Annotated in this window: 19 protein-coding genes; 2 read left to right on the top strand and 17 right to left on the bottom strand. The window is 62.8% G+C overall.

The features are described 5' to 3' along the window. Nucleotides 1–3 precede the first annotated feature (3 nt). Both ftsH and rlmE read right to left on the bottom strand, forming a co-directional pair. On the bottom strand, nt 4–1,923 hold the full coding sequence (gene ftsH / locus ACYVJ8_RS00985) for an ATP-dependent zinc metalloprotease FtsH (protein ID WP_460708901.1): 1,920 nt from the start codon (nt 1,921–1,923) through the stop codon (nt 4–6). A gap of 173 nt (nt 1,924–2,096) precedes the next feature. Further along, on the bottom strand, nt 2,097–2,729 hold the full coding sequence (rlmE, locus tag ACYVJ8_RS00980; protein WP_460710981.1) for a 23S rRNA (uridine(2552)-2'-O)-methyltransferase RlmE: 633 nt from the start codon (nt 2,727–2,729) through the stop codon (nt 2,097–2,099). A 73-nt stretch (nt 2,730–2,802) separates the two neighbouring features. Between rlmE and yhbY the strand changes: the two genes are divergently transcribed. Together yhbY and ACYVJ8_RS00970 are read left to right on the top strand one after the other, a co-directional pair. After that, entirely contained in the window at nt 2,803–3,108 is a 306-nt protein-coding gene (gene yhbY, locus ACYVJ8_RS00975) for a ribosome assembly RNA-binding protein YhbY (RefSeq protein WP_460708899.1), read from the top strand. A gap of 14 nt (nt 3,109–3,122) precedes the next feature. Continuing rightward, the gene (locus ACYVJ8_RS00970; protein WP_460708897.1) at nt 3,123–3,503 is read left to right on the top strand and encodes an Mth938-like domain-containing protein; all 381 of its coding nucleotides are present in this window, start codon (nt 3,123–3,125) and stop codon (nt 3,501–3,503) included. Here ACYVJ8_RS00970 and ACYVJ8_RS00965 read toward each other — a convergent pair. The 15 genes from ACYVJ8_RS00965 to surE all read right to left on the bottom strand — a co-directional run bounded on the left by ACYVJ8_RS00965 (nt 3,481) and on the right by surE (nt 16,611). Continuing rightward, complete coding sequence (locus tag ACYVJ8_RS00965) at nt 3,481–4,899, bottom strand: J domain-containing protein (RefSeq protein ID WP_460708895.1); 1,419 nt, start codon at nt 4,897–4,899, stop codon at nt 3,481–3,483. The genes ACYVJ8_RS00970 and ACYVJ8_RS00965 overlap by 23 nt on opposite strands. Further along, on the bottom strand, nt 4,899–6,617 hold the full coding sequence (locus ACYVJ8_RS00960) for an Hsp70 family protein (RefSeq protein WP_460708893.1): 1,719 nt from the start codon (nt 6,615–6,617) through the stop codon (nt 4,899–4,901). Before ACYVJ8_RS00960 ends, ACYVJ8_RS00965 begins: the two co-directional genes overlap by 1 nt. Before the next feature lie 115 nt (nt 6,618–6,732). Continuing rightward, nucleotides 6,733–7,071 (bottom strand): hypothetical protein, encoded by a 339-nt coding sequence (locus ACYVJ8_RS00955; protein WP_460708892.1) that lies wholly within the window; start codon nt 7,069–7,071, stop codon nt 6,733–6,735. A gap of 53 nt (nt 7,072–7,124) precedes the next feature. Beyond that, nucleotides 7,125–8,126: an alpha/beta hydrolase family protein gene (locus ACYVJ8_RS00950; RefSeq protein WP_460708890.1), complete on the bottom strand. Its 1,002-nt coding sequence runs from the start codon at nt 8,124–8,126 to the stop codon at nt 7,125–7,127. A 67-nt stretch (nt 8,127–8,193) separates the two neighbouring features. Next, nucleotides 8,194–8,583: a DUF805 domain-containing protein gene (locus ACYVJ8_RS00945; RefSeq protein ID WP_460708888.1), complete on the bottom strand. Its 390-nt coding sequence runs from the start codon at nt 8,581–8,583 to the stop codon at nt 8,194–8,196. 135 nt (nt 8,584–8,718) lie between these two features. Further along, nucleotides 8,719–9,123, bottom strand: a complete 405-nt coding sequence (locus ACYVJ8_RS00940; protein WP_460708886.1) for a hypothetical protein — start codon at nt 9,121–9,123, stop codon at nt 8,719–8,721. Nucleotides 9,124–9,205: 82 nt separating this feature from the next. Beyond that, on the bottom strand, nt 9,206–9,637 hold the full coding sequence (locus ACYVJ8_RS00935; RefSeq protein WP_460708884.1) for a hypothetical protein: 432 nt from the start codon (nt 9,635–9,637) through the stop codon (nt 9,206–9,208). 61 nt (nt 9,638–9,698) lie between these two features. After that, entirely contained in the window at nt 9,699–10,067 is a 369-nt protein-coding gene (locus ACYVJ8_RS00930; RefSeq protein WP_460708882.1) for a DUF805 domain-containing protein, read from the bottom strand. A 314-nt stretch (nt 10,068–10,381) separates the two neighbouring features. After that, on the bottom strand, nt 10,382–10,522 hold the full coding sequence (locus ACYVJ8_RS00925) for a hypothetical protein (RefSeq protein ID WP_460708880.1): 141 nt from the start codon (nt 10,520–10,522) through the stop codon (nt 10,382–10,384). Between the two features lie 15 nt (nt 10,523–10,537). Continuing rightward, complete coding sequence (locus tag ACYVJ8_RS00920; protein WP_460708878.1) at nt 10,538–11,542, bottom strand: hypothetical protein; 1,005 nt, start codon at nt 11,540–11,542, stop codon at nt 10,538–10,540. A 442-nt stretch (nt 11,543–11,984) separates the two neighbouring features. Next, entirely contained in the window at nt 11,985–13,043 is a 1,059-nt protein-coding gene (locus ACYVJ8_RS00915; RefSeq protein ID WP_460708877.1) for an ankyrin repeat domain-containing protein, read from the bottom strand. Between the two features lie 661 nt (nt 13,044–13,704). Then, nucleotides 13,705–14,547, bottom strand: a complete 843-nt coding sequence (locus tag ACYVJ8_RS00910; protein ID WP_460708875.1) for a peptidoglycan DD-metalloendopeptidase family protein — start codon at nt 14,545–14,547, stop codon at nt 13,705–13,707. After that, the gene (locus tag ACYVJ8_RS00905) at nt 14,544–15,161 is read right to left on the bottom strand and encodes a YqaA family protein (protein ID WP_460708874.1); all 618 of its coding nucleotides are present in this window, start codon (nt 15,159–15,161) and stop codon (nt 14,544–14,546) included. Before ACYVJ8_RS00905 ends, ACYVJ8_RS00910 begins: the two co-directional genes overlap by 4 nt. After that, nucleotides 15,158–15,835, bottom strand: a complete 678-nt coding sequence (locus tag ACYVJ8_RS00900) for a protein-L-isoaspartate(D-aspartate) O-methyltransferase (protein ID WP_460708872.1) — start codon at nt 15,833–15,835, stop codon at nt 15,158–15,160. The genes ACYVJ8_RS00905 and ACYVJ8_RS00900 overlap by 4 nt, the downstream gene beginning before the upstream one ends. Next, a complete protein-coding gene (surE, locus tag ACYVJ8_RS00895) occupies nt 15,832–16,611 on the bottom strand; it encodes a 5'/3'-nucleotidase SurE (RefSeq protein ID WP_460708870.1) in 780 nt (259 codons plus the stop codon). Before surE ends, ACYVJ8_RS00900 begins: the two co-directional genes overlap by 4 nt. Nucleotides 16,612–16,699 lie beyond the last annotated feature (88 nt).

Here is a 16,699-nt window from a genome sequence, read left to right as displayed (position 1 = left end):
GGATCAGGTCTGCGCGGCCGGACCGGCGATGGGCGGCAGCGGCGGGACTTCGGTCGACTTGCCGTTGCCGTTCTTGCCCCAGCCTTCCGGCGGCGGCGGTTCGCGGCCTTCCATGATCGCGTCGATCTGGCGCGCGTCGATGGTTTCGTACAGCAGCAGCGCCTCAGCCATCGTATGCAGCTTGTCGAGGTGGTCGTTGAGGATCTGCGTGCTGCGCGCGTAGGCGCGGTCGAGGATGATGCGCACGACTTCGTCGATCTTGCGCGCAGTCTCGTTGGAGACGTTCTTGTGCTGGGTCACGGAGCGGCCGAGGAACACCTCGTCCTCTTCCTCGCCATAGGCGATCGGACCCAGCTCGTCGGACAGGCCCCACTTGGTGACCATGTTGCGGGCCATCTTGGTGGCGCGCTCGATGTCGTTGGACGCACCCGTGGTGACCTTGTCGTTGCCGAAGATCAGCTCTTCGGCGACGCGGCCGCCGTACAGCGAGCACAGCTGCGATTCGATCGCGGTCTTGTTGTAGCTGTACTTGTCGCCTTCCGGCAGGTACATGGTCACGCCCAGCGCACGGCCGCGCGGAATGATCGTGACCTTGTAGACCGGATCGTGCTCGGGAACCATGCGGCCGACGATGGCGTGGCCGGCTTCGTGATAAGCGGTGAGCTTCTTCTCGTCCTCGCTCATCGCCATCGAACGGCGTTCGGTGCCCATCAGGATCTTGTCGCGGGCGCGGTCGAAGTGGTCCATGCGGACTTCCTTCGCGTTCTCGCGCGCGGCGAACAGCGCGGCCTCGTTGCAGAGGTTGGCCAAATCGGCGCCGGAGAAGCCCGGGGTGCCGCGCGCGATCGTCATCGGCACGACGTCGTCGGCGAGCGGCAGCTTGCGCATGTGCACGCGCAGGATCTGCTCGCGGCCCTTCACGTCCGGCAGGCCCACCACGACCTGGCGGTCGAAGCGGCCCGGGCGCAGCAGCGCCGGGTCGAGCACGTCGGGGCGGTTGGTCGCGGCGATGACGATCACGCCTTCGCCGCCTTCGAAACCGTCCATCTCGACCAGCAGCTGATTGAGGGTCTGCTCGCGCTCATCATGACCGCCGCCCAGACCGGCGCCGCGATGACGGCCGACCGCGTCGATTTCGTCGATGAAGATGATGCACGGCGCGTGCTTCTTGGCCTGCTCGAACATGTCGCGCACGCGCGAGGCGCCGACGCCGACGAACATCTCGACGAAGTCGGAACCGGAAATCGAGAAGAACGGCACCTTGGCCTCGCCGGCGATGGCGCGCGCCAGCAGCGTCTTGCCGGTACCCGGCGGGCCGACCATCAGCACGCCGCGCGGAATCTTGCCGCCCAGCTTCTGGAACTTGCCCGGATCGCGGAGGAACTCGACCAGCTCCTGCACTTCTTCCTTGGCCTCGTCGCAGCCGGCGACGTCGGCGAAGGTGACCTTGACCTGGTCCTCGCCCTGCATCTTCGCGCGCGACTTGCCGAAGCTCATCGCGCCCTTGCTCCCGCCCTGCTGCATCTGCCGCATGACGAAGATCCAGAAGCCGACGATCAGCAGGATCGGCAACAGGTTGAATACGATCGACCAGAACGACGGACCGGAGCTGGGCGCCTTGCGGGTGATCTCGACGTTGTGGTCGAGCAGTTCCTTGATCAGGTAATCGTCGGCCGGGCCGTTGACCACGCCGGATGTGCCGTCGCTGCGCTCGAAGTGGAGCACGTTGACGGTCAGGCCGGTCTCGTCGGTGTACTCGACCGACTTCATGCGGCCGGCATCCACGTCCTTGAGGAACTGTGAATAGGAGACGTCGGTATTGGCCGTCCCCAGTCCCGTGCGCGGGCCGAACGCCTGGAACACCACCATCAGTACGACGGCGACGATGACCCAGAGCAGGAGATTTTTTGCGAGATCGTTCATTGGTTCGCCCGTTCAGCGGTCCTTACCGGCCTGAATGACTTGTGCTGCTAACTACGCGTTTGCGCGGCTTCCCGAAGGAGGTCCGCAAACCGGGCCGTTAGGGTCGCAGAAAACTGCTGAGAGTTCCGGGTTTCACCCGACATTTCCCGCATTTGCCGCCCTCCCGGACAGGTTTACTTCATCTGCGCCAGCTTTCCCTGTGCCAGCGCATAGACCTCCGGCGATCGCTTGCGCGAAGCCGCAGGCTTGCGGATCACGACCTTGCCGTAGCGACGGCGCAACTCGCGCACGTAGTCGTCGAAACCGACGCCCTGGAACAGCTTGATCAGGAACGTCCCTCCGACCCGCAAATGGTGGTCGGCAAAGTCCATCGCCAATTCCGCCAGATGCATCGCCCGCGGCAGGTCCACCGCGTCCACGCCACTCATATTGGGGGCCATGTCGGAGAGGACAAGGTCCACAAGTTGGCCCTGCAGGGTTTGTTCCAGCTGCGCCAGCACGGACTCTTCACGGAAATCGCCGTGAATGAACTCGACCCCGGCCAGTCCCGGCATGTCCAGGATGTCCAGCGCGATCACCCGCCCCTTGTCGCCCAGCGACTGGCGGACCCACTGCGACCAGCCCCCGGGGGCGGCACCCAGGTCCACGACGACCATGCCGGGCTTGAGCAGCCGGTCGCGTTCGACCAGCTCCTCCAGCTTGTAGGCGGCGCGCGAACGCAGGCCTTCGGCCTGCGCCTTCTTCACGTAGGGGTCGGAAAAATGTTCCTGAAGCCAGCGATGGCTGCTTTTGCTGCGGGTAGCCACGAGGCGCTCGGCCGGGGAATTCGGGCCGTCATGATACCCTGCACGCCCGTTCCGCCCCCTGTAATCCATCCGAATGAGCCTCCACCTGACCTCCGCCCAGACCCGTTTCCTGCGTGGCCAGGCGCACGACCTCAGGGCGATGCTGCAAGTAGGCGGCAAGGGGATCACCGACGCACTGATCGCCGAGATCGACCTGGCCCTGGAACACCACGAGCTGATCAAGGTGAAAGTCGCCGCGGAAGACCGCGAGGCCCGCGACAGCATGATCGGCGAGATCGCCGACCGCGCCGGCGCCGCCCTGGTGCAACGCATCGGCCATACCGCCGTGCTGTACCGCCCGAGCAAGGACAAGCGGCAGATCGTGCTGCCGCGCGCGTAAACCCGGTCGTTGCGATGCAACTGAACCTGGAACATCCGGATCACGAATTCCTGCTGCGGGGCGCCGACGGCGCGACCGCCAAGGTCAACGAGCGGCTGCTGACTTCCAGCTTCGTCCTGGCACCGGATCGGTTGGTCGAGTCCTGGCCGGTAACGGATCCGCGCGCTTTGACGCCCGAGAATCTGGACTGGCTGCTGCGGCTGGAGCCGGAAGTCGTCCTGCTGGGCACGGGTCACGGCCAAGTCTTTCCGCCGGCTGCGGTGCTCGCCGCGGGGCTAAGCCGCGGCATCGGTATCGAAGTGATGACCAATGCGGCCGCGGCTCGCACTTTCAATGTGCTCGCCAGCGAAGGGCGACGTGTGGTGGCGGGGTTCATTCTCGAAAAAGCGGCTTGACTATGCGTCGGTTGGGCGCCGTTGCGCTGTCGGTGGATGCCGTTGATGCCGGTGCATCAACTTGCGCCCTGGTCACCGCGTCAACTGCCGCGTCCGAACAAGCCTGGGGATTCTCCGCGCGGTCCCGCTGCAGGGCCGCAATTCGTTCGTTGCGAAGGCAGTCGACGAATGGGCGATCGTCGCGCGGCCACAGACCCTTGCGGTGACAGGCCAGAATCCTCGTGATTAGTAGCGTGGGACTTTCGTCCGTCTGTTCGCGCCAGTTGGAGTCGTGAGCGAACTGCACGGCGATGTCGCAACTGTCGGCCGTGATGGGGCCTGTCAACTCGAAGGCCAGCGGTTCCTCTTTGCGCTCTGTCGGTGGCGCTGGCTGTTCGACCGTTTGCGGTAAGCGGACGACGCCCATGATGCGGGCCGTTAACCCGGCCATGCTTCCGAGCACGAGCACGATGATGAAGATCTTGCCGCTAAGCGGAGTGTGACTGAAATAGAGCCAGCTCGCCCTGGGCATGTCCAGGATCGACACGTTGAGCGTGCATCGTCGCCACCTTTCCGCAAGGGATGGGGCAATCTGCATGGCCAGCCAATCCGGACTCCGTTTCTGCATGCGATTCAGGACAGGCCACAAGGCGTACGCCCGCCAGCGCTCGGGTTTCTCCTGTCTGGCTGCGAGAATGACGTTCCATTCTTTGCGGCGCGTGGATTCGGCTTGCCGATGCCATTGCTCACGCTGGCGCAGCACGCGTTCAATCCAGTCGTGCACCTCGCCTTCGATCGCCAGAGGAATGACTCGGCTCCATTCGAAGCGTTCGGCACAGGCTTCGAACAAAACCGCGCATCCGCCCCTTGCGTGCATGAAGTGCGCCAATACGGCCTGCAGACGGACCTCGGCCTCCGGGTGTTGCAGGTGTTCATTCGCAAAAGCGGCGTCGAGCAGCGTCTTCGGGTCCTCGCCCGGGTCGAGATCCTGCAGGCGGCCGAACCAGTAGTTGACTGCGGCGGTGCGCTGGCGGCGTTCGAATTCGTGATCGACGACCGACGCCATACCGGCTGACGAAGGCGAAGCAGACGGCACCTGACCGTAGACGACGACCATCGGGTCGATGGATGAAGATGCCGGCGCCGGGTCCAGGTTCTGGTCATCGACCTGCGGGGGAGTCACGCTGGGGCCGGGATCGGGAACTTCCGACTCGTCCACATCTTCGTCCGCGCAGTCTTCCTCGATGTCTCGCGCCCAGTCCATGGCCCACAGGTAAGCCTCGCGCAACTGTTCGAAGGCCTCGCGCTGCGTTGCCTGGTCGAGCCGTTTCAGCGCGATCGCGTAGGCGCGCCGGATCTCGCCAGGATCATGGGTCGGCGCGATTCCCAGCCGTTCGAAAAACCAAAACCGGTGCATCAGTCGAACAAGCCAAGGAACGTCTCGTCGTTGCGCTCGACATGCGCGATGATCTCATTCAAACGTTCGCTCGCTGGGGCGATAGTGCGTTCTTCCTGGGATTCCAGGGCCTCTTCGAAGCGGGCGATTTGGCGACCCATCCATTCGCGGCGTTCGCCCAGCAACTGCTGGAACAGGGTTTCTGCCTGTGCAAGCAGTGTGCGGTTGACGGCCTTGTCACGCGGATGGATTTTCAACTCGGCCAGCTCGGCCAGACGCGTTTGGATCTGCTCGTCCGTCATCACGCCGTCGTTGCCCTGGATCACGACGCGGTGTTTCTCGCCCGTCTTTCGCACGGTCGCCTCTACCTCCAGCAGACCGTTGACGTCGTAAGTGAAACGCACATCGACTGCAGACTCGTGCCGCGGCAGGTGCGGCAACTGCACTTTCAGATTGCCTAGCTTGATGTTGTCCTTCACCAGCCGCGCTTCACCTTGGAAGATGTCGATGTCCATGTAACTTTGGAAATCCTTGGTCGCGACATAACTCTTGACGCGACTGACCGGCACCACGGTGTTGCGTTCGATGATCGGCGAGAACCAGCCGCGCACCTCCCGGCCATTGTCGAATTTCTCGATTACGTCAGTCCCGAGTGTGTAGGGGCACACGTCGGTCATGACCACTTCCTTCAGAGCCTGATCCTTGGCCTGCAGACCGGCCATGACCGCGGCTCCAACCACGATGACCTCGTCCGGATTGAGCTCGGTGTTAGGAAACCGGCCGAACATGCGCGTGACCAGTTGCCGCACCAGCGGCATGCGCGTGGCGCCGCCGGCCAGAACGACCGCGTCGATGTCGGTGTTGGCGATGCGTGCATCGCGCAGGGCGCGCTCCACCGGAGCACGCAAGCGGGCCAGCATGGGCTCGCAGATCTGGCCCAGCAGGGCCTGGTCGAGCGCCATGCGATAGTCCTGGCCCTGCCAGTGCACGCTGATTTCGGCGCTGGCCTGCTGGGACAGCTGTCGTTTGGCGGCCTCGGCTCGTGCGATGAGGATCTGCATCATGGAGGCGTCGGCTGCGGCCGCGGCGGGAATGCCGCTGTCCTGAAGGAAGCGCTTGACGATCGCATCGGCGAAGTCCTCGCCCCCGAGGAAGTTGTCGCCGGCGGTCGCGCGCACCTCCATTACACCTTCGAACATTTCCAGGATCGAAACGTCGAACGTGCCGCCGCCCAGGTCGAACACCAGGAACTGGGTCGCCTCCTCGTCCTGGTGCAGGCCGTACGCCAGTGCCGCAGCGGTGGGTTCGTTGATCAGCCGCTCCACTTTGAGCCCGGCCAACTGGCCAGCAACGCGCGTGGCCTTGCGCTGCGCATCCGAGAAATACGCCGGCACGGTGATGATCGCCTCGTCGACCGGTTCGCCAAGCAACGCTTCCGCGTCCGCCTTCAACGCGCGCAGAACCAACGAGGACAGCTCCTCGGCGCGGAACGTGCGGTTACCCAGCTTGAAGACCTTGGCGCTGCCCATGTGTCGCTTGAACAGCGCGACGGTCTTCTCAGGGTGGGTTTGCAGGCGCTCCCTGGCGGCCTGGCCGATGAGGACGGTGCCGTCCTCGTCGATGCCTACGCACGAAGGCGTCAGCACGGTCCCGAGGGCGTTGGGAACCAGGAGCGCCTTGCCATCGCGCCAGACGGCTGCGAGGCTATTCGTAGTGCCGAGGTCGATGCCAACGATCATGCTCTAACCAATACTCGATCTGATACATATGCCGACTAGGCTGCGTGCCTAACAGGGATCAAAGGACGGAGGAATTAAGCGAAGCCAATTACCTCCGCCCATTTTTTGGTCGAATCTATTCGACGCTTTTCCACGTTCCATCGGCCTCCTTCTTGGCCAAAACGATGAACGCCTGAGTAGTTTCCTGATCGGCGCCCGGCATTTTGACGGTGACATCGACCGCGCAAGCGTAGACATCCTTGGCGGTGTCGTGATTGCACAGACCCTTCTTGCGCACGGTCGCAGATTTGGCGACAGCGAGCAGTGCGGCCCTCTGGCTGGCGTCACCATCGCCTAGACTTTCGGCCATGCTTTGACGGGCTAAATCCTCAACTTGCTTGTCGCTGGGACCACCTAGCAGGCTGCATGCCGAAAGCCCGATGAGTGCGATGGCGATAATGGGGAAAATCTTCACGGACATTTTCCTTCCCGCGCTCATAGCTCGGGCGTCGTTGATTTGAGGGATGATCACTGCAGCTGTCCAGTCAGCGCGGCGATCTCGTCATCCGCGAAGTGGATGTCTGCTTTCGGCCCGGTATCTTCGAGGATCTTCTTTGCGATCAACTGGGTCACGGGCGCAACGATGCTGAAATGGTTACCGCCTTCAATGCGAAAAGCGTGGAATTGGGCGCCCTTTTCGTTTGCTTCTTCCTGCACCCGGTCGAACTCATCCCAATAGTCGTTGGAACCTTCGAAGTAGAAGGTGGGCGACCTCATTGAACCAACGAAGTGCATCGGCGAGCGAAGTCGATACTCCTCCGGGTTATTGAGATCGAACGGAGGATCCGTTGACGTCTTTCCCGCTTCCAGCCTGATTTTCAGATCGGGAATCCCACCCAGCGAAAAAGCGGCACGGAAACCGCCTTTGAGTTCGCTGGCCAGCAACGTCATGGTCCCGCCCGTGCTGTGGCCCGCCACGTAAATCCGCTCAGGGTCGACGTAGGGCAACTTGGCCAGGTAATCGCGTGCGGCGTGGAGATCGTCAACCTCTCCGTAGAACATTTCGAAGCGACCTGGGTTGTCGTTCTCCTGACGCCAGCTTGGCGTCATCACTACAATCCCTGCGTTTCTGAAAGCGTTGGTGCTTTGGTCGTTGTCCGCGGACTGCTCCTCCCAGAGGAAGCTGCCGATCCCACCGTATCCGCCATGCGCCCAGATCACCGCGGGATGGCGCTTCCCGTCACCGGGGTCCGGCGACACGTAAGCCACGAGTTCGCCGACGGGCGATGGGTAGTGCACGACGTTGAACACCTCCTTCGGCGGGACATCTGCCGGGCCGGCAGCCTCCAGGGTGTCCGCGACCAGCCGCGTAGCGAATGATTTGCGCTCTTCGGCTAGCGACGGAGATTGCTTGGTAGCTCGGGAGGCGGTTGCAGTCGATGCATTAGACCTGCTGGCATTACAGGAGCTCAACGCGACGAGCGACGTCAGCACGATCATCGCGTAGGCGCACTTGGAGAAATTTCTCATGGGTCAGTTGTCGAAATACGTTGAATGGTAGACATCCGGCGCGCTCCCCTGTGGCGCAGCGAGGTAATCAGCTGGACGCGAGCGGCTCGGATCCATATTTATTACCAATGGAGACAGCGCGCTGGGCGCATATGACGAAGATGACAAGAGTTCCCACAAAAAGAAGAGCGTCGAAGATGTGGATCAGCTGTACCCAGCCAGACTGATTTGTGTCATGCAAGCGGCGGCACGTTACGGCCATGCGTGGGAAAGCCGTTGCAAACTGCCATACGAGCCAGAGCACCCTCATAGCAAGGGCTGTCTCGCGAAAGTGAGGTTCAATGGCGATCGAGAGAACCAAGACGCCAATCCATATCACGTAATGGACAAGCATATAGGTCCAATACTCCTCTCGTCCCGCTCGGCCATTGAAATCAGCGTACTTGCGGGTTACACATTCCAGATAGTGAATTTTCATGTTGATCAGTTGTGCAATTGTGGATGCCAGTTGGTTCGCGATTGCGCGCCGCACCTGCCTTTGCGGTCAAAACGACAATGCTTGCGCTGCTTCGAAGCTAATGAATCGGTGCACATTTAAGGGCAATATCCCTAATCAGAACGAGCATCCAAGTTTTGCGAAGGTGTCGCTCATCCCATTCAAGTCGGCCCTGCATTCCGCAGCCCGGCTCGGCTTATCAGCCGTGGCGGTAGTCGCCCAAAACGTACTGAGCTGCTTCATGTTCGCCTTGAAGAGTTCGCGTTCCTCTGCAGTTGTCTTGTCAGCGTTGTCCGCAGCACAGGAAAGCATCTTCGTTAGGTAGTCATCACACTCCGGGATACCCGTGTCCACGTTCAGGCCATCGCTGGGCAGCGCCGGCACCGGCGCATCAACTGGAGACGCGCCTGACGCTTCAGAGGTTGCGACCGCTGCCTCCGCCGGAGCCCCGTCGTTTTTCTTGGCGCAGGCAGCGATGGATGTCGCAACTAAGGTGATGCATACAAAGGTTCTTAAGCGCATGTGATCCAATTCTGTGGCTTGTGAAACAGCCTGCCGAGATCTCCAGCTCCCGGCCGGAGACCTCGAAATGATGACTCGACGATCAGAACGAGCATCCCATCGCGGCGAAATTTTCCTTGGCCTGATCCATGGCAGCCTTGCAGCCTGCAGCGAGGGAGGACTTGTCGGAGGTCGCAGCCCAACCTGCCCGAGACTCTTCGATGCTCCGCTTCCACATGTCGCGCTGCTCTGCCGGCATCTTGTCGGCGACGCAGGCGTACATCTTCGTCAGATAGTCATCGCACTCCGGGATGCCCGTGTCCGCGTTGACGCTGCCGGTATCGGCGGATGTCGCAACTGCCGCTTCAGCGGCAGGGGCAGCGGCTGCCGTGTTGACCGCGGCTGCAGCAGGCGCTTCAGCAGGAGCAGCTTCTGTGGCCGCCGTCGGAGCAGCGGCCTCCGCATCGGTCTTCTTGGCGCAGGCAGTGAGGGCAATTGCAGCGATGGTGGTGCATGCAAGAATGTTGAAACGCATGTGATGTAGTTCCTATAGGTAGTGAAATATTGAAGAATGGATTGTGCGAACTTGATACAGCTCAGGGGTGGCGCACGACGGCCTTTGGATTCGGCCCATAGGCGTTGGTGTGCATTTCGCTGTCTTGAGCCAGCAGATAGATCAGGTACAAGCCGACCACTGGAATCAGCGCGACGAGCATGAACCAGCCGCTTTTTCCAATGTCATGCAAGCGCCTGGCCGTCACACCAATACCTGGAAGCAGGATCGCAAAACTGTAGAGGCCCGCTAACCACGGCATCTTGATCAGGCCGAATATCAACGAAAGCGCAATACATGCGATCACGTTGAACAACGTGAACATCCAGTACTCCTGCCGCCGGGCGCGCCCGACGAAGTCGAAGTAGTGGTTCTTGATGACGTTTAAATAGAAGTTGTTGATTTGTTCCATGAGAGACCCCAGTTATTTGCATGTACTGCGACGTGGCAGGCCGACGATTGCCGCAAGGAGCACGCAGCCATCCATCGCCGTTCCATCACTGATCGCCGCACCCTGTGTGAATGCGAGCTTGCATTCACCCCAGGTCCATTCTTGCGCTGACTATCGGGCTGGTAACGCTCGTTTTGCGAACACGATGTTCGATGTTCTGCAACGCAGGTTTTGGCCGTCCTGGCGTTGTTTGGGCCCATTCTTCGCCGCGCGCAAATGCGCGATGCACTCAACTCGTTCTGGGAACGGCTATCGTTCTTGCGCGTTCCGATCCCTCAGCCTTCGCTGATCGGCATCGACACCTTGCAGACTGGCGCTGACACTTCGCTGTCAGGCACCGCCACACCATCGTCCGTCGTGAGGTGCCGCGCCTGCTTCACCAAATCGACGTCGATTCGGCGCGCCAGGTACAACACGACCTCTCCTAACCATCACCGAATGACTTCTTGGGTCGCAGCGCACACTGAGGTGGCGTGGAGTATTCGCGGAGGCCCCATACACTGACCTTCGCACTGACTAGAGTCGGTGCAGGTTTTGCCCGCATCCAGGGTTTGCCTGTAATGCACCCCAGGCAACTCTGACTCCCGCCACTGCCCCCGCCCCTTCGTCCGGTCCCAACTTATCCGGCAGGGGCCAAAGGTCGCGGAGTCGCAGCGGGCGTCTCCCGCCGTCGCGCAGCCATCGAATTTGTAGGCCTGACAAAAGAAGTCCACTTGCAGTTCGCCGACCACCAGCACGTCGCCCTGTTTCGGCCACATCTTGTCGTCACTGCGAACGGCGACTTCGCTCTCTCTGGAATAGTCTTTCGCACTGGCGCCGTCGCGGGGTTTCATTTGCCAATTGCGGCCCACAGGCCATCCCTCTTGTGTTTCCAGCGCGCCGCCCTCCAGCTCCACGACGAAGCCGTCATCAGGCCACCCGCCGAACGAGGTGTAGGTGATCGGCCGGCCGTTGAGCCTGACCACGTCTGCCAGCGTGGTCCCCATCTTGATGCCGGTGTCCATGCGCCACTGTGACTCGGGATCGTTGATGACTATTTGAGTAAGGTTGCGCAGCCTGGCCTCGTCCTCAAAGTAAAAGTAGGCGCGGCGCGTCGGGTCGCCGGGAAAGAGGATCACCCTTCCGCCCTCATCGATCTTCACATTCGCCGCGCTGAAAGTCCGGCGCAGGGAATCGGGCGTGGTGTCGGGTGTGAACAGGCCGGGGAGCACGAGACTCTCCTTGTACGGCGGCGGTGGGCCCGGGTAGACGCTACTGAGTTCAGCCGGCCCCGGCAGCACGGGCGAGGATGCCTGCGATGCGGCCGGCGCCGCTTCGCGGTTGCAGGCCGCGAGCAGCAGGGCGCAGGTGATGGCTAGGCCAGCCCGTGTACTCCAGGCGGCAGCGGCAGCCCGACACGATACGCCTTGCGGAAAACTTTGTGGGGCAACGGACATCGAACCTCCCCCTTCCCTTCGAGCTGGATGGATTCCTTGACCAAGCTCATGCTGAGGGGGCTAACGCGATTATTTGTGGCCCCCGAAGGCAACGCCGGATTGCGTGGCGTGCAACGGGTAACTTGCGCTTGGATCAATCCGATGCAGCGAATTGATGTGAACCCGCGACCACTTGCGCCTGCTCGCCCGACTGCCCGGGCCGCGCGCAGTCGGCGACTGAAGATGCTCTCAACCAAGCCGCAACAGAGTCCCGCTGTTGAGAATTGTCCAATAGACAGCAACAGTGATGCGTGCTGCTATCGGACAACACTAGTAACAAATGCGAAGTTCATGACGGTTGGGTAGTCGGGATTGCAAAACAATTCAAGCGCATCTCCGAGATTCCCCGGCGTCAGACAGAAGCCCTCCGGCACCTTGGTGAGGCTCGTGGGGCTCATCGAAATCAACGCCGATACTCAGGCTCCACCAGCGCGACCGGTGCTGGGTTCGATATGACCCAGGCGACAGCGAGTTCGCTCATCCGGTAAACCTGCCTGTCATCGCCGTCGCCTGAGCGGAGCATCTTGGCCAGACTCTGCGCTTCACGCAGTTCATCCGCCGGCAACGGCGTCCCGCTGCCGAGGTGGACCGGAATGACGGCGAGCATCGCCTTGAAGTCGCCGTCCCAGTTCGGACTGCCGTTGTCGAGGATTTCCCGCGCGATCTTTCCGGTGAGGCGGATTACTTCGCCCTGCACCGTCGCCGCGGCGCCTTGCGACGGCACCAGGAGTTCCCAGAGGGCCTGATGTTGCTCATGCCACTTGCCTGCGGGCACCTTGATTGGAGAGACGCCGTCATGCCGCTGTAGTGCAGCGACAGGAGTCGCGCCGAAGAGGCGGTAGAGTTCGGTGAGCCCGGCTTGGGTCTTGTCGAGCAAGTCGGGATTGAAGCGTTCCCGATGGAACTCGAAATCCTTCCCGATCCGCTCCACGGCCTCACGCATCTCGTCCGTCACTACCGCACCGGCAGCGATGAGGAGCTTCGCTACCTGCGCCATCCCGGCAATGTCCGCGTTGTTCGTGCGCTGGAGCGCGTGCAGTAGCGGCGTTTGGCCCATCCCGTTTTTGGCGTGGACGTTGGCACCGTGCTCCAGGAGAACCCGCGTCGCCTCCGGACGCTGACGGCCCGCGGCACCGTGCAGCGGGGTACCGCTGCGCTCCCGCTCTCGCTCGATGTCTGCGCCGAGCGACAGGAGCAGCGGGATCTGCGCAGCCCGACCGAGATCGGCGCGCTCCCACAACGGCGTCGCGCCGTAGTCGTCGACCGCATCTACGTCGAGTCCTTGCTCGACTAGCCACGTGATGAGCGAGTCCGGGCATTCGACGAAGCCGATCGCCGTGTGCTTCGCGTAACTACCGCGCGCGTCGATCAGGCATTTGTCGAAGACGGCCTTGAGCTCGTCCAACGGAGCGGACCGGAGCAACTGGTCGAAATCCTTCGGCAGGGTTTTGCGCTTAGCCATAAGGTCTCTTCTCCACGCACAGGAAACGCAAGGCTAAACCGAGCGTGTCTCCAGCTTGAACGATTTGTCATGTTGCAACGATTGTCTGCCGGAGGATGCCTGGTGCGCGCCGACGTACATTGAACTCTGACCGCAGCATCTCCCCGCCAATGCTGTACGGCAAAAGGAGCTTGTTGGCTCGGCAGCCGGCCAGAGGCGAAAAGTGTCCGTCCCCACCAGGCGCTAAGTAACTAACTATTACGCTGTAGTTAGCGCGGACACGCCCCAGGAGCCGGGAGACAGACTCTGCATTGGCGGAACTAACCAAAGCGTATGAAATACGCTCTAGATCACCCGGACTTGGATCTTGGTCTGTATGCAGGCGAACGGACAAGCCGAAGTGTTGCAGAGCCTCTGCCATGCAAACCGTGAAGCATCCGAACTCGTCTGTGTAACGACAACGGTCTATGACCTCGTGCGGGTCGGCGGCGATGCCGTGGCGAGACAGTACAAGCCACACCGATGCCGGGCCGCAGGGTCCCATGAGCTGCGAAATCTCGCGGGGAATATTCTCGACGGGCTGGTAGAGCTTGCCTTGCAACATACCTAGTCCTGGATCCCCGCCTTCGCGGGGATGACGGGCGCGGCTCGGTGCGCTCCGCCGCTTCCGTGGCTGTAACAGCTAGCGTTTTGGAAGATACGTCAACGGATCCACCGGCTTCCCGTTGAAGCGAATCTCAAAATGCAGCATGTCGCGAGGAGCACCGGTGCGACCCATAACACCGATCTGCTGGCCGGCTTTCACGATGGCGCCTTCGTTGACCATGCGCGCGCGGTTGTGGCCGTAAGCCGACAACCATGCGTCGTTGTGCTTGATGATGATCAGCTCGCCGTAGCCGACCAGGCCGGAGCCGGAGTACACGACGACGCCGTCGGCCGCCGCGTTCACCGGGGTGCCGCCGTCGCTGGTGATGTCGATGCCCTGCTTGGTCGGTTCGCCCGCCACGAAGCGGGTGAGGAGCGTGCCTTCGGCCGGCCAGCGCCAACGGATGCTGCTCGCGGGCGGGGTGGCCGGCAGCACGGGCGGCTTTGCGATCGGAGCGGTTGCGACAGTTTCCGGCGAGCCCTGCGGCGGAGTCGTCGTCGCAGGCCGCGTTGGGCCCGTGGCCGGCGCGGGCTTGGACCCTGCTGGCTTCGCGCCTACTGCTTTCGGTTCCTGCGGTGCCGATTGTGTCGTCGCGGCAACGGCCTGGCGCGGATACAAGCGCAGGATCTGCCCGGGATAGATCGTGTACGGCGCGTTGAGGCTGTTCCATGACGCCAGGTCGCGCACGTCGATGCCGTTGCGGAAGGCGATGCCGTACAGCGTGTCGCCGCGCTCCACCTTGGTGGTGACGTAATACTTGGGCGTGGACACGCGCGGCGGTGGCGCGCTGCCCGCGGTCCGGCGCACCACGGTGCTGGTGCAGGCGGCCAAGGCGATCGCGATGGCGGCCACTAGCGCAATGCGTTGCTTGTTGGTCATACGCCCTGCTTCGCCCTCCACACCAGCCACGCCACCAAACCTGCGAGCAGCAGCATCGCGAACCAGCCGACCGGTTCGATATAGCGGCGCAGCGCCGCCTCAGCGCGCGGACCGCCCATGCGGATCACGATCGCCAGCAGGTACACGCGTTTGCCGCGGCCGATCAGCATGCTCAGTATGTATTGCAGCATGGGCACGCCAACGATGCCCGACGCCCAGGTGAACACCTTCATCGGGATCGGCATGAAGCCGCCCAGCACCAGGAAGGTAAACACCGCCCAAGGCGATTCGGCCATCTTCGCCTGCACGACGCTGATGCCCGACTCGATGCCGTGCAGCATGCCCAGCGCGGCGAACACCGGCTTCAACGCCTCGAACGCGTAATGCCCCAGCGCATAGCCGACCAGCGCGCCGACCATGGAGCCGGCCAGGCTGATCGTCGAGAACCACAGACCCCGGCGCGGCTGAGCGACGCACATCGGCGCCAGCATCACTTCGGGCATCACCGGAAAGATGATCGCTTCGAAGAAGCTCAGCACCGTGAGATAGATCGGTGCACGGGGATGGCGCGCCCACCGCAGGGCACGTTCGTAGAGCGGACCGAAGATCTTCAATCGACCATCCCGGAAAGAAGGGGCACGAACACGACCGGCGCCAGCACTTCCTGAGTGATCTGGCCGTCGCTGTCCTTGTGCAGTTTCATCAGCGATTGCGAAGACGCTCCGCCGACCGGCGCGATCAGGTTGCCACCCGGCGCGAGCTGCGCGGTCAGCGCATCCACCAGTGCGGGTGCGGCGGCGGTGACCAGGATCGCGTCGAACGGGCCGTTTTCCGGCCAGCCGATGCGGCCGTCGTCGTGCTTGCTGCGGATGTTCAGGCCCAGCGTGCGGAAGCGCTTGCGGGCGGTGCGCAGCAGTTCGCCGATGCGCTCCACGGTGTGCACTTCCAGTCCCAGGGCGGCCAGCACGGCGGCCTGGTAGCCGGAGCCGGTGCCGATCTCCAGCACCTTGTTCGGCGCGCCTTCCAGCACCGCTTCGGTCATCTTCGCGACCACCCACGGCTGCGAAATGGTCTGCCCCTGGCCGATCGGAAGCGCAGTGTCCTCGTAGGCGCGGGTGGCCAGCGCTTCGTCGACGAAGAGGTGGCGCGGCACGGTGCGGATCGCGTTGAGCACGCGTTCGTCGCGGATGCCGTTCTCGCGCAGGCGCTCGACCAGGCGGTCGCGCACGCGCTGCGAGGTCATGCCGGTGCCGATGGCTTCGGGCTGCAACTTCATGCGCACCATCATGCGGCCTTCCCCGTGGATGCGGCGAGACCACCGACCCAACTGGCGACGTGTTCGAGTGCGGTGTAGCGGGTCAGGTCGACCTGGATCGGCGTGATCGAGATGTGGCCGCTGCGCACCGCGTGGAAATCGGTGCCCGGTCCCGAGTCGGCCTCGGGCCCCGCGGGACCGATCCACCACCACTGCCGGCCGCGCGGATCGCGCTGCGGGATGCAGGGTTCGGCGCGATGGCGGTTGCCCAGGCGCGTGGCTTCGAAGCCGGCCAGTTCTTCCCACGCCAGGTCGGGCACGTTGACGTTGAGGATGGTGTCGGCCGGCAGCGGCTCGGCGACCAGCCGCGCGACGATCTCGACGACGGCGCGGGCGGCGGTTTCGTAGTGCTCGCCGCGGTGGTCGGCGGTGACCAGCGACACCGCCACCGCGGGCAGGCCCAGGAACCGGCCTTCCATCGCCGCGGCGACCGTACCGGAATAGATGACGTCATCGCCCAGATTGGCGGTGTTGTTGATGCCGGACACGACGATGTCGGGTTCGACGTCGAGCATGCCGGTGATGGCGACGTGGACGCAGTCGGTGGGTGTGCCGAACACGCGCCAGGTCGACGCGTCCTGCGCGATCACCCGTACGGGCATGTCCAGGGTGAGTGAATTGCTGGCGCCGGAACGGTCGCGGTCGGGGGCGACGATCACCACCTCGTGGCCGGCGGCGCGGAGCCCCGCGGCCAGAACCTTGATACCGGGGGCGTCGACACCGTCGTCGTTGCTGACCAGAACGCGCATCTATTCGTGAAAAGTGGGAGCTGGAGCGGAACGGCCATGATAGCCGATGCCCTGCCGTGCCCGGGGCTGGCCGCTTGCGCAATGCGCC

It is taken from the genome of Lysobacter terrae, assembly GCF_054782215.1.
Note: the sequence above shows the minus strand (reverse complement) of the source record. Positions and strands in the feature narration are given on the sequence as shown.